A 14,697-nucleotide genomic window follows, 5' to 3' on the forward strand; every position below is an offset into this window, starting at 1 on the left:
CCGCCGCGCGACCGCCGGCTCCCCGCTCCGTCAGGTTCGCCTCAGAACTCCACCGGCAGGCAGGCCAGCCGCTCTCCGGCGGACCCGTCCTCGGCGGTCGGCCGCTCGTGCACGACGACGGACCGGGTGCCCGGCTCGACGGTGAACGGCACCCGCGCCACGGCGACGGACGAGCCGCCGCGCCGGATCGTGGAGTCGAGCCAGACCTCGGTGCGCGGGCTGACGCGCACGGGCTCGCGACCCGTCTGCGCGTCGACGTTGTAGTGGGGGCCGGCGGCGGCGCCGTCACCCTCGACGCACGGACCGACGTGGACGTGAACGCCGAGGGTCCGCCCCGGCTCGGCCCGGACGCCGCGCAGGGTCAGCACCGCGGTGGTGCGGTCGCCCACCCCCACGGCGACGAAGCCCGCCCGGGCGCCGTCGGTCGGGTCGTCCGTCCCGGGGCGCAGGTCGGTCAGCGCCCCTCGCTCGACCACCGTGGACACGTGGCCGCGGCCCCGATCGGCGCTCGTGCCGTCGCCGCCCGGATGCGCCTGCGCGACGGCCGGGACGGCGGCCAGGCACAGGGCGCCGGCGGCAGCGGCGACGGTCCGGGTGACCCGCGGCGCGCGGGTCCGGGTGGGGGTCGAGACGCTCGTGGTGCGGGTGGACATGGAGGCCTCCCTGGTCGCCGGCGTGCTGACGAAACCGACGATCCACCACATTCCGGGCACGTGCGACCGCAACCCGTCCCGGCCGTAGAGTCGACCCACCGGCCCCCGCCCCGCGACCCACGAGGACGCCATGCCCGTCGACCGCCTGCTGCCCTCCGAGGAGGGCGGCGAGCTGATCCAGCTCGTCCGCACCATCGCCGCCGAGAAGCTCGCCCCGCGCGCCGCGCAGGACGAGGCGACCGAGACCTTCCCCCGGGACGTGTTCACGCTCCTCGGCGAGGCGGGGGTGATGTCCCTGCCGTACCCGGAGGAGCTGGGTGGCGGCGGCCAGCCGTACGAGACCTACCTGCAGGTGCTGGAGGAGGTCGCGGCCGCCTGGATGTCGGTGGGCGTCGGCGTGTCCGTGCACGGACTGTCCTGCTACCCCGTCGCCACCTTCGGCACGGACGAGCAGCGCGCCGCGTTCCTGCCCCGCCTGCTCGACGGGACGACCCTCGGGGCCTACTGCCTGTCCGAGACCCAGGCCGGGTCGGACGTCGCGTCGATGACGACCCGGGCCCGCCGCACCGGCTCCGGCTACCGGATCGACGGCGCGAAGGCGTGGATCACCCACGGCGGGCAGGCCGACTTCTACACCGTGTTCGCCCGCACGAGCGACGACCGCTCCGGTGGCGTCTCGGCGTTCCTCGTGGACGCCGGTACGCCCGGCCTGTCCTTCGGCACCCCCGAGCGCAAGATGGGCCTGACGGGTTCCTCCACGACGCAGGTGCTGCTCGACGGGGTCGAGGTCGGCGAGGACCGGCTCGTCGGCGGTGAGGGCCTCGGGATGCGGATCGCGCTGTCCGCCCTCGACTCCGGCCGGCTCGGGATCGCCGCCTGCGCGACCGGGCTCGCCCAGGCAGCGCTCGACCTCGCCGTCGGGTACGCCGCGGAGCGTGAGCAGTTCGGCCAGCGGATCGCGGACTTCCAGGGCCTGCAGTTCCTGCTCGCCGACATGGAGGCCGCGACCGCGTCGGCTCGCGCCACGTACCTGCACGCCGCGCGCCTCAAGGACGCCGGCCGCGACTTCTCGCGCGCCGCGGCCGTGGCCAAGCTCGTCGCGACGGACGCGGCGATGCGCGTGACGACGGACGCCGTCCAGGTGCTCGGCGGCGCCGGCTACACGCGCGACTTCCCGGCCGAGCGGTACATGCGCGAGGCGAAGGTGACGCAGATCTTCGAGGGCACCAACCAGATCCAGCGTCTCGTCATCGGCCGCAGCCTGCTGCGCTCGCTCGGCCCCGGGCAGCGCGGACGCTGACCACGACGGGCCCGTCGGCTCAGTCGTCCTGACAGGGCGACGCGGGCGCCAGCACCTCGGCCGGCCGCGTCCCCGTCAGGGACTCCAGCACGTCGGCGACACCCCGAGGGTCGGCCGCCGGTGCCCAGCGGCCGTCCGCGAGCACGTACTCGACCTGGGGACCGTCGGTCACGAGGGCGCGCACCCCGGCGACGAGCCGGTCGACGTCGTCCAGCCGGGACCCGACCCCGACGCTGGCGCGCACCGCGCCGTCGTCCAGCCCCATCCGCGCCAGCAGCGGGTGCGCGCAGAACTTCCCGTCACGCACGCCGACGCCGTGCTCGGCGGACAGGACCGCGGCCACCAGGCCCGGGTCGAACCCGTCCACCGTGAACGTCACGACGCCGATGGTCGACGGGCTGTCGTCCCAGACCCGGTGGACCGTGACGCCGTCCAGCGCGGCGAGACCACGGACGAGGCGCTCCCGCAGCGCGCTCTCGTGGACCTCCAGCGCACCGTCCGGCAGGGAGGCCACCGCGCGGCAGGCGGCGGCCAGCCCAGCCGCGCCCACCACGTTCGGCGACCCGGCCTCGTGCCGCTGCGGCGCCGGCGCCCACGTGGTCTCCTCGACCGCCACGGACCGCACCGCACCTCCCCCTGCGAGGTGCGGGCGGCCGGCGTCGAGCCAGTCCCGCCGGCCGGCGAGGACACCCGCGCCGTACGGCGCGTAGATCTTGTGCCCGGAGAACGCCACGTAGTCGACCCCGCTGCGGCGCAGCGAGATCCGACGGTGCGGGGCCAGCTGGGCGGCGTCCACCACGACCCGGGTGCCGTGCGCGTGAGCCAGGGCCACGAGGACGTCGACGGGCAGCTCCTCACCGGTGACATTGCTGGCTCCGGTGATCGCGAGCAGCGCGGTCGGGGCGGTCGCCAGCGCCCGGCTGACAGCCGTGAGCGTGTCCTCGAGGGTGTCGGCGACGGGCAGGACCTCGTGCGCGATCCGCTGCCACGGCAGCAGGTTCGCGTGGTGCTCCAGGTCCAGGACGACCACGCGCCCGCCCTCGGGGACGCACCCGGCGAGCAGGTTGAGGCTGTCGGTGGTGTGCCGGGTGAAGACCACGACGTCGTCCGCGCGGGTGTCGAGGAAGTCCGCGACCGCCTGCCGGGACGCCTCGTACAGCGCGGTGCTGACCTGGGAGGCGAACCCCGCGCCGCGGTGCACGGACGCGTAGTACGGCAGCACCTTCTCGACGTGCTCGACGACGACCTCGAGCGCGGGGGCGCTCGCCGCGTAGTCGAGGTTGGCGTAGCGGGTGGTGCCGCCGGTGGCCAGCGGGACCTGCAGGTCACCGCCGACGACGGGCAGCAGGGGCTCGCTGGCGGCGCTCGGCGTGGGGGCGCCGGTCGTCGAGCCGGTCGAGCAGGTGGGGGTGCGCCGTTCGGACACGAAAGTCATCACTACCTCGTCGGGCCGGGGACCCGCACGGGTCCGCACTTGCCGCACCACCTCGGTACGGCCAGGTCCTCACCCGGGGCACCCCACCGCGGAGGAGGGTTGCCGGCCAGCGAGCCGGGGCTTGGCGCTGGCGCTCATGACCTGTGACGAGAGTAGGAGACGAGACGGACGCCGTCCAAGGGGCGGGCCAGAACGTCTCGCCCCTCGGACCGACCGTCCCCCCGATGGCGCACTCAGCCCGCTGAGTGCGCACCCCGGGCGCCGTTTGGGGCACTCAGCCCGCTGAGTGCGGACCCGGGAGGGGGGTGCGCGGTCGGTCAGGTCCAGGCGGGGCCGAGGCGGACGACGTCCCCGACGACCACGACAGCCGGCGCCTGGACGCCGACCTCGGCGGCGCGGGCGGCGATCGTGCCGAGCGTGCCGACGGTGACGCGCTGGTCGGGGCCGTACCCCTTCTCCACGACCGCGACCGGGGTGGACGGCGACCGGCCACCCTCGACGAGCGTGCGGCAGCTGTCCGCGAGCCGGGTCACGCCCATGAGCAGGACGACGGTGTGCTCACCACCGCCCGGGACGGCGGCCAGCTCGTCGTGCCCGGTGAGCACGCTGAACGACCTCGCCACGCCGCGATGGGTGACCGGGATGCCGGCGGCGGCCGGCACCGCGACGGCGCTGGTCACGCCGGGGACGACCTCGACCGGGACGCCGGCCTCCCGGCAGGCGGCGAGCTCCTCCCCACCGCGGCCGAGGACGTACGGGTCGCCGCCCTTGAGCCGGACGACCCGCCGCCCGAGCAGGGCGTGCTCGACGAGCAGCGCGTTGATCTCGTGCTGCGGCACGGGGTGGTTCCCCGGGGTCTTGCCGACGTCGACGACGAGCACGTCGTCGTCCAGCCGGTCCACGACCGACCGGGGTGCGAGCCGGTCGACGACGACGACGTCCGCCTCGGCCAGCAGGCGCCGCCCGCGGGTGGTGAGCAGCGCGTCGTCCCCCGGTCCGCCGCCGACGAGCGCCACGGAACCGACGGAGCTGACGGAGCCCGGCGCGCGGCGGCGGTGCCGGCGCAGCGGGAGGTCGCCGGTCTCCAGCGCCGCCGCGACGCCGTCCCGCAGCCGGGCCGCCCGTCGCGGGTCCCCGCCGGCGGAGACCGCGACGGTGACGTCGTCGACCCGTGCGACCGCGGGCGTCCACGCAGACGACGCCTCGGCGTCCCCCGCGTTGACGCACCACACCCGGGTGGCCTCCGCGTCGGCGGCGACCCGCGCGTCGACGTCCGCGTCCCCCGTCGCGGTGTGGACGAACCAGGCGCCGTCGAGGTCACCGACGGCGTAGTCCCGCCGGTGCCAGACCAACGCGCCCGCCGCGGCGAGGTCGGCGACGTCCTCGCACGCCCACGGCGCGACCAGGTGGACGTCGGCCCCCGCGTCCACGAGCGAACGGGCGCGCCGGGCCGCGACCGGTCCCCCGCCGACGACGAGCACGCGACGGCCGGCGACCCGCAGCGTCATGGGGTACGTCATCGCGTCTCCTGGGTCGAGAAGGGGCTGGGCGGTCGCGGGCGGTGCGGTCAGATGGCGTAGGCGCCGGCGAGCTGGTCGGGGTGGCGGACGGCGGCCAGCGGGTCCCCGACCATCCCCGCGGCGAGCGTCCCGCCGTCCTGGCCGTCGACGAGCAGGAACGCCCCGGTGCGCCGCGACTCCACGTACGGCTCGGCGGCCACGGGAGCCGCGAGCCGCAGCCGGACCCGGCCGATGTCGTTGAGGGACAGCCGGTCCGCGGGCTCGAGCTCCACCTCGTCGAGGTCGAGCCGCCCGACGACGTCCTTCACGACCGCTTGCACGACCCGGGTCGTGTGCTTGAGCAGCACCCGCTGCCCGGGTACCAGGTCGCGGTCGGACAGCCAGCAGACGGTGCCCTCGACGTCCTGCGTCACCTCCGGCGCGTCGGCGGCCGCGGCGATGAGGTCACCGCGGGCGACGTCCACGTCGTCGGCCAGCCGGACGGTCACCGACTGCGGCGCGAACGCCTCCGCCAGCGGCCCGTCGGCGGTGTCGATGCCCGCGACCGTCGTGGTGCGCCCCGACGGCAGGACGACGACCGGGTCGCCGACCTTCACCACGCCCGAGGCGACCTGCCCGGCGTACCCGCGGTAGTCGACGTACCGAGGGTCGCGGGCTGCGCCCTGCGGGCGGATCACGACCTGCACGGGGAGCCGGAACCGCTCCACGGACGGCTCGTCCGCGGTGGGCAGCTGCTCCAGCAGCTCCAGCAGGCTCGGCCCGTCGTACCAGGGGGTGCGCTCGGAGCGGTCGACGACGTTGTCGCCGTCCAGCGCCGACACGGGAAGGGACCGGACGTCGGGCAGCCCGAGCTCGCGGGCGACCGTCGACACCTCGTCGGCGATCCGGCGGAACACCGCCTCGTCGAAGCCGACGAGGTCCATCTTGTTGACGGCGAGCAGCACGTGCGGCACACGCAACAGCGCCGCCACGGCAAGGTGCCGGCGGGTCTGCTCCAGCAGGCCCTTGCGGGCGTCGGTCAGCAGCACGACGGCGTCCGCGGTGCTCGCGCCGGTCACCGTGTTGCGGGTGTACTGCACGTGCCCGGGGCAGTCCGCGAGGACGAACGAACGGGCCGCGGTGGCGAAGTACCGGTACGCGACGTCGATGGTGATGCCCTGCTCGCGCTCGGCCCGCAGGCCGTCGGTGAGCAGCGCGAGGTCGGCGGTGCCGAGGCCGCGGTCGCGGCTGACCCGCTCGACGGCGTCGAGCTGGTCGGCGAGGACCGACTTGGAGTCGTGCAGCAGCCGGCCGACGAGCGTCGACTTGCCGTCGTCCACCGAGCCGGCGGTCGCCAGGCGCAGGAGCGTGCTCATCAGAAGTAGCCCTCCTTCTTGCGGTCCTCCATGGCGGCCTCGGAGATCCGGTCGTCGGCGCGGGTGGCCCCGCGCTCGGTGAGGCGGCTGGCGGCGACCTCGACGACGACGTCCTCGACGGTCGCGGCGCCGGACTCCACCGCCCCGGTGCAGGACATGTCGCCGACGGTGCGGTACCGCACGGTGCGGGTGGTGACCTGCTCGCCGTCCCGGGGCGTGGAGTACGGGCCGACGGCCAGCAGCATGCCGTCGCGCTCGAACACCTCGCGCTCGTGCGCGTAGTACAGGCTGGGCAGCTCGATGTCCTCGGAGGCGATGTACCGCCACACGTCGAGCTCGGTCCAGTTGCTCAGCGGGAAGGCGCGCACGTGCTCGCCCGGGCGGTGCCGGCCGTTGTACAGGTTCCACAGCTCGGGCCGCTGGTTGCGCGGGTCCCACTGGCCGAACTCGTCGCGCAGGGACAGCACCCGCTCCTTGGCGCGGGCCTTCTCCTCGTCGCGGCGCCCGCCGCCGAACACGGCGTCGAAGCGGTGCTCGGCGATCGCGTCGAGCAGCGGCTGGGTCTGCAGCGGGTTGCGGGTGCCGTCGGCGCGCTCACGCAGGCGGCCGTCGTCCAGGTAGTCCTGCACGGAGGCGACCTCGAGGCGCAGCCCGAGCCGCTCCACCGTGGCGTCGCGGAACGCCAGCACCTCGGGGAAGTTGTGCCCGGTGTCGACGTGCATGACCGGGAAGGGCACGGGCGCCGGCCAGAACGCCTTCGCGGCCAGGTGCAGCATCACCACGGAGTCCTTGCCGCCGCTGAACAGCAGCACGGGCCGCTCGAACTCGGCGACCACCTCGCGGATGATGTGGATCGACTCGCTCTCCAGGGCGCGCAGCTGGCTCAGCCGCCGCTCTCCCGCGGCGGGGTCCAGCGAGGTCTCCGGCGCCTCGGGGTGGGTCTCGGCCTCAGGGTGGGTCTGGGTCGTGGTCATAGGTGGATTCCGCACTCCGTCTTGGCCAGACCGGCCCACCGGCCGGCTCGGGGGTCCTCGCCCGGGGCGACCGGGCGCGTGCAGGGCTTGCAGCCGATCGACAGGTAGCCCTCCTGCAGCAGCGGGTTGAGGACGACCTGGTGCTCCTGGGCGTACGCGAGCAGCTCGTCGAACGACCACGCCGCCAGCGGGTTGAGCTTCACCAGGCCGTGCCGCTCGTCCCATCCGACGAGGGGCGTGTTCGCGCGGGTCGGCGCCTCGTCGCGGCGGACGCCGGTCACCCAGGCCTCGTACCCGTCGAGGGCACCTGCCAGCGGGTCCATCTTGCGCAGCTGGCAGCACAGCGCGGGGTCGCGCTCGAACAGGCGGGGACCGTGCTCGGCGTCCTGCTCGGCGACCGTACGCCGGGGCCGCACGTCGACGACGGTGACGTCGAGGGCGTGCTCGACGGCGTCCCGCGTCCCGAGGGTCTCGGCGAAGTGGTACCCGGTCTCGAGGAACAGGACGTCGACGCCTGGGGCGTGCTGGGAGACCAGGTGCGGCAGGACGGCGTCCGCCATGCTGCACGCGACGGCGAGCGTGCCGGGGAACTCCCGGGCCGCCCACGCCGCGACGTCGTCCGCGGAGGCGTCGGCGAGCTCGACGGCCGCCCGCTCGGCGACCGCCTTCAGCTCCTCGCGGCTGCGCAGCTCCCGGCGCGGTCTGGCGGGGGCGCGGTCGTCGTCGGCGAGGTTCTCGGTGAGGGTCACTGCAGCGCTCCTTCCTCGGCGCGGTGGGCCCAGCGGGCGAACGTCTCGCCGTCCTCGCGGTCGGCAACGAACCGGCGGACGACGCGCTCGACGTAGTCGGGCAGCTCGCCGGCCGTGACCTTCAGGCCGCGCACGGTCCGGCCGAGGCCCGGCTCCTCGCGGTCGGACGAGGCCAGCCCGCCGCCGAGGTGCACCTGGAACCCGGGCACCTGCTCGCCGTCCGGACCGGGGACGAGCTGGCCCTTGAGCCCGATGTCCGCGGTCTGGATTCGGGCGCAGGAGTTCGGGCAGCCGTTGACGTTCAGGGCGATCGGCCGGTCGAGCTCGACCCCGGCCAGGCGGCGCTCGAGCTCGCGGACCGCCTCCGTGGCCGTCGCCTTCGTCTCGACGATGGCGAGCTTGCAGTACTCGATCCCCGTGCAGGCCATCGTGGCCCGTCGGAACGGGCTGGGCCGCGCGGTGAGGCCGAGCGCCTCGAGCCCGTCGACGACCTCGTCGACCCGGTCGGCGGGGACGTCGAGGACCAGCAGCTTCTGGTGCGGGGTCAGCCGCACCCGGTCGGACCCGACGCGCTCGGCCAGGTCGGCGACCCCGGCGAGAACCGTGCCGGAGACGCGGCCGACGAAGGGCGCGGCGCCGACGTAGAACCGGCCGTCCTTCTGCTCGTGGACGCCGACGTGGTCACCGGGCGTCGTGGGCGCGGCGGGTGCCGGACCGTCGGGCAGCGCGTACCCGAGGTACTCGTCCTGCAGCACCTGGCGGAAGCGCTCCGGACCCCAGTCGCTGACGAGGTACTTCAGCCGCGCCTTGTTCCGCAGCCGCCGGTAGCCGTAGTCGCGGAACACCTTGACGACGCCGGCCCACACCTCGGCGGTCTCGTCGGGACGCACGAACGCGCCGAGCCGGACCGCGAGCTTGGCGCTCGTCGACAGGCCGCCGCCGACCCACAGGTCGTACCCGGGCCCGTGCTCGGGGTGGACCACGCCGACGAACGAGACGTCGTTGATCTCGTGGACGACGTCCTGGCTGGGGTGCCCGGTCAGCGCGGTCTTGAACTTGCGCGGCAGGTTCGCCAGCTCGGGGTCGCCGATGAAGCGACGGTTGATCTCCTGGATCTGCGGGGTGCAGTCGAGGATCTCGTCCGCGGCGACCCCGGCGACGGGGCTGCCGAGGATGACGCGCGGGGTGTCACCGCAGGCGGTGGTCGTCGACAGGCCGGCGGACTCGAGCCGGCGCCAGATCTCCGGGACGTCCTCGATCCGCACCCAGTGGTACTGGACGTTCTGCCGGTCGGTGATGTCGGCGGTGTCGCGGGCGTGCTCGGAGGAGATGCCGGCGACGACGCGCAGCTGCTCCGTGGTGAGGGCGCCGCCGTCGATGCGCACCCGCATCATGAAGTACCGGTCCTCGAGCTCGTGCGGCTCGAGCTGGGCGGTGCGGCCGCCGTCGATGCCGGGCTTGCGCTGGGTGTACAGGCCCCACCAGCGCAGCCGGCCGTGCAGGTCGTCGGGGTCGATGGAGTCGAAGCCCTGGTGGGCGTAGACCTCCTCGACGCGCTGCCGGACGTTCAGGCCGTTGTCGGCGGCCTTGAACTCCTCGTTGTGGTTGAGCGGCTCGCGGCCGTCCACCGCCCACTGGCCGTTGCTCCTGGACCGGGTGGGGCGCGGCGGACGCGCGGGGCGGTCGGGCTCGGCGCCGTCGCGGGTGATCTGCGTGGTCGCGGTCATCGTCGTCCTCGTCAGTGGGCCGGCCGGACGGCGGAGCGCGTCACGGCTCGGCCCCGGCGGCCCCGGGTCGGGGTGGGCGGCTGCTGCGCGGGCGCGTGAGCGCGGACGTCGTCGTCGGGCGGTCAGGCGCGGCGCGTGCGGGGACAGCACATGAGGTCGCTGCGGACGCGGAGCAGGTCGACGTGGCGCCTGGCCACGAGGAGCACGCTGCGGGTCCGGATCACGAGGACGACCGTACGTTATGGATCCCATAACGGGGACGTTGAGTCCGGATGGTGGACGTGATCTCGCTCGCAGAGCGGTCCCGAGGCGTCCGTCAGACGGTACCTGAGGCTGCCTGGGCGGCCGCCGCCACGCAGGCGCACCCCTTGCTGCCGCTGTGGTCGCCCCTCGACGGCGGGGAGGACCACAGCCGCAGCAAGGGGCCGTGGCGGCGGTCGTCAGTCGATCAGCCACCGCTGGGTCGCGTTGCCCTGCGCCTCACGGGTCACGAGCCGGAAGTCCTCACCGGCGTGCTCGTGCGCGTCGACGAACCGCGCGTTGCTGAGCTGCTGGATCGTGTACGCGCTGCCGCCCAGGTACGACAGCACCCACCGCTGGGTGTCGTTGCCCTGCGCCGGTCGCGTGACGAGCCGGAAGTCCTGGCCGGCGATCTCGTGCGCGTCGACGAACCGGCCCGAGCTCACCTGCTGGACGGTGTAGACGGCGGCGACCTCGGTCAGGCGCCACAGCTGGGTGCTGTTCTGCTGCAGCGGCCGGGTGACGACCGCGAAGTCCTTCCCGGCGACCTCGTGCGCGTCCAGGAAGCGCCCGGTGCTGCGCTGGGCGATCCGGAACGTGCCGCCCGGCTGGGGGCTGAGCAGCCACCGCTGCGTGTCGTTGCCCTGCGCCGTGCGGGTCACCACCTCGAAGTCGGCGGCCGAGGTGACGTGGGCGTCGACGAACCGCCCGTTGCTCAGCTGCTGGATCGTGTAGGTGGACACCTCCCCGGGCACGGCCATCAGGACCCATCGCTGGGTGTCGTTGCCCTGGTCCGTGCGCGTCACGAGCCCGAAGTCCTCGCCGGCGTGCTCGTGGGCGTCGACGAACCGGCCGGAGCTCTCCTGGGTCATCGTCACGACCACCCCGACCGGCGTGAACCGCCACCGCTGGGTGTCGTTCCCCTGCGCCGGCCGGGTCACGAGCCGGAAGTCCTCGCCGGCGTGCTCGTGGGCGTCGACGAACCTCCCGTTGCTCTGCTGGCGGACGGTGTACACACCCTCGGCCAGCGGGAGCGGCAGGTGGTCGAGCCGCCGGGCCGTCGCCGACACCTCGCGGACCTTCTCGATCCGCATCCCGAAGTTCGACCCGCCGTTGGTCGTGCAGCCGCCGTTGGTGTGCACCCCGACGACCCGACCGGACGGCGAGTGCCAGATCGCCGACCCGGAGTTGCCGCCCAGGGTGTCGATGTCGTCGTAGCGGATGCGGTGGCCGTCGTAGGAGGTGAGCGGGCCGGCCTCGACCCGCTTGGGCACCCCCGCCGGGTGCCCGATGATCGCCAGCATGTCCCCGACCGGCGGGTCGGACGCCGCGAGGCGCCCGTGGCCGAACCGCGCGCCGGGGACGCCGGCCAGCCGCACGACGGCCGTGTCCAGACCACCGGGGTCGTCCTCCACGAGCTCGGCGATCCGGAACTCCACCTCCGGGCGCGGGTTGCCGCTCGGGTCGTCCTGGAAGTCGAAGTTCACGTGCATGTGCTGCGCGATCTCCGCAGGCGAGATGGGCGTGTTCGTGCCGTTGCGCCGGGGCACGACCCAGCCGCCGGGGTTGGAGTCGAAGCAGTGCCCGGCGGTCAGGAACAGGTCGTGGCTGACCAGGGTCCCGGTGCACCAGCGGACGCCGCTGACGTTGCCAGGGTTGTCGAAGTGGTCGGCGAGGTCGTCGTCCCACTGCAGCTGGCCGACCGTGCCCTGCCGCGCGTCGACGAACGCCCGGGTCACCCCCAGCGTGCCGTCGTAGGACTCGACCGGCTGGGAGTCGTCCGTCGTCCCGCACTGGCTCTCGATCATCGAGGCGTAGGACACGCTGATCCCCGCCTCGGCCGTGGCGTCCCGCTGCAGGGGCAGCGGCGGGTACAGCCGGTCGGCGTCGTCGCGGGCCGCGTCGTCGCGGGTGGTCTCCGTGGTCATGGTGTGGTGCTCCTTCGTGGTGCCGGCCCCCCGGCGCCCTGGTGGCCGCCGGTGTCGTCGACCGGCTGGGGCTCAGGAGGGCCGCCCGGGCCCGCTGATACCCGCCGAGGTGCGCCGTCGACCGCCGTCACGCACGATCAGGCGGTGGTCAGACTCCGCACCGTCTCCCCCTCGGGCCGGGGGTGGACGCGCCGGCGCAACGGCCGGGGGTTCCGCTACCTCGACGCGCAGGGCAGCCCGCTGTGCCCCGACGACCTGCTCCGGTGCAAGGAGCTCGTCATCCCCCCGGCGTGGAAGGACGTGTGGATCTGCCCCCACCCGAACGGGCACATCCAGGCGGTCGGCACCGACGACGCGGGGCGGCGCCAGTACCTGTACCACCCCGAGTGGCGACGCCAGCGGGACGCCGACAAGCACGAGCGGGTGCTGACGATCGCCGCCCGCCTCCCGCGCGCCCGGCAGCGGGTCGCCGAGCACCTCGCCCTGGACGGGATGCCGCGGGAGAAGGCCCTCGCCACCGCGTTCCGTCTCCTGGACCTGGGGTTCTTCCGGATCGGCGGGGAGTCCTACGCCGAGGCCAACGGCAGCTTCGGGCTGGCGACGATCCGGCGCGAGCACGTCCGCGTCGAGGGCGACAGCGTCGTGTTCGAGTACGTCGCGAAGTCCGGCAAGGAGCGGTACGTCGCCATCGCCGACGAGGACGTGCTGGCCGCCGTCCGGACCCTGCTGCGTCGCCGCGGCGGCGGTGAGGAGCTGCTCGCGTACAAGCTCGGCCGGCAGTGGCACGACGTCACCAGCGCGGACGTCAACGAGTACGTCAAGGACGTCGTCGGCGGCGAGGTCTCCGCGAAGGACTTCCGCACCTGGCACGCGACCGTCCTCGCCGCGGTCGCGCTGGCCGTCTCGGCGCCGGCGGCGTCCAGCCCGACCGCCCGCAAGCGCGCCGTGGCCCGGGCGATGCAGGAGGTCGCGCACTACCTCGGCAACACCCCGACGGTGGCCCGCGCCTCGTACGTCGACCCGCGCGTCGTCGACCTCTTCGAGGACGGCGTCACCATCGAGCGCTCGCTGCGCCGCCTCGGCGAGGGCGTCGACACCGGCCACCCCGCCACCCACGGCGCGATCGAGAAGTCGGTGCTGAACCTGCTGCGCAAGGCACCCCGCGACGACCGGCGCACCCGGCGCTGACGCCGGACGGGTCGGGACCGGCCGAGCGCGCGGCACGACCCGGTGGCGGTGCGGCAGGATCGACCCGTGACCGACCAGGACCTCGACGTCGGTGCCGTGCTGACCGCGGCCGACCGGCTGCTGCGCACCCTCCGCGGGCCCCTCGGCGGGTCAGCCACGTGGGAGTGGGGTGACCTGCTCGCGGCCACCACCGGCCGCTCCCCGTTCGAGATGACGACCGTCGTCCGCTCCATCGGCCCCCAGGTGGAGGAGCCGGCCGCGGCCGAGCCCGCCGACGTGGCCCGCCAGCTCGTCCGGCTGGCCGACGCGCTCCCCGCCGCGGACGGCGACCGGGTGCGGGCCGCCGCCCACCTGCTCGACCCGGCCCGCGGTGGGCGACCGGTGGCGGGCCCCCCGGTGGCGGACCCCCCGGTGGCGGGCTCCCCGGCGCCTGTCCCCTCCCCGCCGCGGGACCCTCAGCAGCACCCGGCGCCTCCCCCTCAGCAGCACCCCGGCCCTCCCCCTCAGCAGCACCCGGCGCCGCCGCCGGCCCCCTCCCCCACGACCGTGCTGCCCGGCGGTCTGCCACCGTCCTCCACGTGGACCCCGCTGCCGGCCCCACCGCGCGAGGCGCCACCTCCCCGCCCCTACCGCCCCCCGAAGGGGGCGGCGCCGCCGCGGCGACGCCGTCCGGGACCGTGGATCGGGCTGGCGGTCCTCGGCTTCTTCATCCTCCGCGGGTGCATCGAGGCCGTCAGCCGCGGCGGCGGCTGACGGCCTCGGGAACCGACCTACTTCACCTCGCGACGCAGGCTGGCGACCACGCCCACGACGAGCGGGACGACGATCCACGCGGTCAGGGACGTGGCCGTCGCCGCCGCGTCCGACCAGTTCAGGTACATCAGCCGGCTGTAGGCGTCGAACACGTCCAGCCACCGGGCCGACTCGCCGAGCAGCGCAGGCGCGGCGGCGGCCCAGAGCGTCGGGGCCACCAGGAAGGCGGTCACGGCCGCCGCGGTGAGCGGCAGCACGGCGCCGAAGGCGGCCGCCATCAGCAGGTTGAGGGAGTTCACCAGCGCGACCCCCGCGGCCAGCTCCCACCCGTCCGCCCAGGACGGCTCCGTCCCGGTCGTCGCGCCCGCGAGCAGCACCGCCAGCGCCGTCGCGGCCGTCACCAGGACGGTCGCGAGGAGGCCGAGCAGGACCGCGGACACCACCTTGGCGGTCAGCACCCGACCGCGACGCGGCGTCGCGGTGAACGTCGTCAGCGCCGTCCGCTGCGTCCACTCCGACGTCATCGCCATCACCCCGATGATCGGGAGCACGACCTGCGTCCCCAGCATCGCGGTGCCGTAGAAGTGCGAGAACGAGACCGGTGAGCTGTCGGCGTGGTAGAGCCGCCACGCCAACCCGGCCAGGCCGATGAGGACCACGACGGTGAGCAGCGCCTTGCCGGACCGGGTGTCGAGGGACTTGCGCAGCTCGATGCGCACGAGGCGCAGCAGGCCTGCCGGACGGGCGTCCAGGCCGTCGGGACGCCGGGGGGCGATGACGGCCGGTGCGGGTGGCGCGAGGGTGGTGGTCGAGGCGCTGGACACGGGTCCTCCTGGGTGCGGGGCGGGGTGGTCGGGGGACGGGCTGACGGCGGC

General features: G+C 74.8%; 12 protein-coding genes and 1 riboswitch. Of the genes, 3 read left to right on the forward strand and 9 right to left on the reverse strand.

Annotated elements, in window-relative coordinates; genetic code table 11:
* Positions 1 to 41 precede the first annotated feature (41 nt).
* Positions 42 to 653 carry a hypothetical protein gene (locus tag ACYVQV_RS08540; protein ID WP_461022856.1) on the reverse strand — a complete coding sequence of 204 codons (612 nt, stop codon included), beginning with the start codon at positions 651 to 653 and terminating at the stop codon, positions 42 to 44.
* A gap of 130 nt (positions 654 to 783) precedes the next feature.
* Here ACYVQV_RS08540 and ACYVQV_RS08545 point away from each other — a divergent pair, with 130 nt between their 5' ends.
* Positions 784 to 1,953, forward strand: a complete 1,170-nt coding sequence (locus tag ACYVQV_RS08545) for an acyl-CoA dehydrogenase family protein (RefSeq protein ID WP_461022857.1) — start codon at positions 784 to 786, stop codon at positions 1,951 to 1,953.
* Between the two features lie 19 nt (positions 1,954 to 1,972).
* On the opposite strand, the gene ACYVQV_RS08550 is transcribed toward ACYVQV_RS08545, so the two are convergent.
* The 7 genes from ACYVQV_RS08550 to ACYVQV_RS08580 form a co-directional block, all read right to left on the reverse strand.
* Entirely contained in the window at positions 1,973 to 3,388 is a 1,416-nt protein-coding gene (locus ACYVQV_RS08550; protein WP_461022858.1) for an aminotransferase class V-fold PLP-dependent enzyme, read from the reverse strand.
* Positions 3,389 to 3,418: 30 nt separating this feature from the next.
* Positions 3,419 to 3,530, reverse strand: a riboswitch (SAM riboswitch).
* 175 nt (positions 3,531 to 3,705) lie between these two features.
* Positions 3,706 to 4,908, reverse strand: a complete 1,203-nt coding sequence (gene cobA, locus ACYVQV_RS08555) for a uroporphyrinogen-III C-methyltransferase (RefSeq protein ID WP_461022859.1) — start codon at positions 4,906 to 4,908, stop codon at positions 3,706 to 3,708.
* 47 nt (positions 4,909 to 4,955) lie between these two features.
* Positions 4,956 to 6,263: a sulfate adenylyltransferase subunit 1 gene (locus ACYVQV_RS08560; protein WP_461022860.1), complete on the reverse strand. Its 1,308-nt coding sequence runs from the start codon at positions 6,261 to 6,263 to the stop codon at positions 4,956 to 4,958.
* A complete protein-coding gene (cysD, locus tag ACYVQV_RS08565; RefSeq protein WP_461022861.1) occupies positions 6,263 to 7,237 on the reverse strand; it encodes a sulfate adenylyltransferase subunit CysD in 975 nt (324 codons plus the stop codon). Before cysD ends, ACYVQV_RS08560 begins: the two co-directional genes overlap by 1 nt.
* Complete coding sequence (locus ACYVQV_RS08570) at positions 7,234 to 7,986, reverse strand: phosphoadenylyl-sulfate reductase (RefSeq protein WP_461022862.1); 753 nt, start codon at positions 7,984 to 7,986, stop codon at positions 7,234 to 7,236. Before ACYVQV_RS08570 ends, cysD begins: the two co-directional genes overlap by 4 nt.
* Positions 7,983 to 9,713 carry a nitrite/sulfite reductase gene (locus ACYVQV_RS08575; RefSeq protein ID WP_461022863.1) on the reverse strand — a complete coding sequence of 577 codons (1,731 nt, stop codon included), beginning with the start codon at positions 9,711 to 9,713 and terminating at the stop codon, positions 7,983 to 7,985. The genes ACYVQV_RS08570 and ACYVQV_RS08575 overlap by 4 nt, the downstream gene beginning before the upstream one ends.
* 440 nt (positions 9,714 to 10,153) lie before the next feature.
* Entirely contained in the window at positions 10,154 to 11,881 is a 1,728-nt protein-coding gene (locus ACYVQV_RS08580; protein ID WP_461022864.1) for an RICIN domain-containing protein, read from the reverse strand.
* 144 nt (positions 11,882 to 12,025) lie between these two features.
* Between ACYVQV_RS08580 and ACYVQV_RS08585 the strand changes: the two genes are divergently transcribed.
* Complete coding sequence (locus tag ACYVQV_RS08585) at positions 12,026 to 13,069, forward strand: DNA topoisomerase IB (protein ID WP_461022865.1); 1,044 nt, start codon at positions 12,026 to 12,028, stop codon at positions 13,067 to 13,069.
* Positions 13,070 to 13,135: 66 nt separating this feature from the next.
* Entirely contained in the window at positions 13,136 to 13,822 is a 687-nt protein-coding gene (locus tag ACYVQV_RS08590; protein WP_461022866.1) for a hypothetical protein, read from the forward strand.
* A 17-nt stretch (positions 13,823 to 13,839) separates the two neighbouring features.
* Here ACYVQV_RS08590 and ACYVQV_RS08595 read toward each other — a convergent pair whose 3' ends face one another.
* Complete coding sequence (locus ACYVQV_RS08595; protein WP_461022867.1) at positions 13,840 to 14,646, reverse strand: ABC transporter permease; 807 nt, start codon at positions 14,644 to 14,646, stop codon at positions 13,840 to 13,842.
* Between the last annotated feature and the right edge of the window lie 51 nt (positions 14,647 to 14,697).

The organism is Thalassiella azotivora (assembly GCF_054781695.1).

Excerpts from the sequence above, each read along its gene's own strand:
- ACYVQV_RS08540 (WP_461022856.1), bottom strand. The coding sequence starts at position 653 with ATGTCCACCCGCACCACGAGCGTCTCGACCCCCACCCGGACCCGCGCG.
- ACYVQV_RS08545 (WP_461022857.1), top strand. The coding sequence starts at position 784 with ATGCCCGTCGACCGCCTGCTGCCCTCCGAGGAGGGCGGCGAGCTGATC.
- ACYVQV_RS08550 (WP_461022858.1), bottom strand. The coding sequence starts at position 3,388 with ATGACTTTCGTGTCCGAACGGCGCACCCCCACCTGCTCGACCGGCTCG.
- cobA (WP_461022859.1), bottom strand. The coding sequence starts at position 4,908 with ATGACGTACCCCATGACGCTGCGGGTCGCCGGCCGTCGCGTGCTCGTC.
- ACYVQV_RS08560 (WP_461022860.1), bottom strand. The coding sequence starts at position 6,263 with ATGAGCACGCTCCTGCGCCTGGCGACCGCCGGCTCGGTGGACGACGGC.
- cysD (WP_461022861.1), bottom strand. The coding sequence starts at position 7,237 with ATGACCACGACCCAGACCCACCCTGAGGCCGAGACCCACCCCGAGGCG.
- ACYVQV_RS08575 (WP_461022863.1), bottom strand. The coding sequence starts at position 9,713 with ATGACCGCGACCACGCAGATCACCCGCGACGGCGCCGAGCCCGACCGC.
- ACYVQV_RS08580 (WP_461022864.1), bottom strand. The coding sequence starts at position 11,881 with ATGACCACGGAGACCACCCGCGACGACGCGGCCCGCGACGACGCCGAC.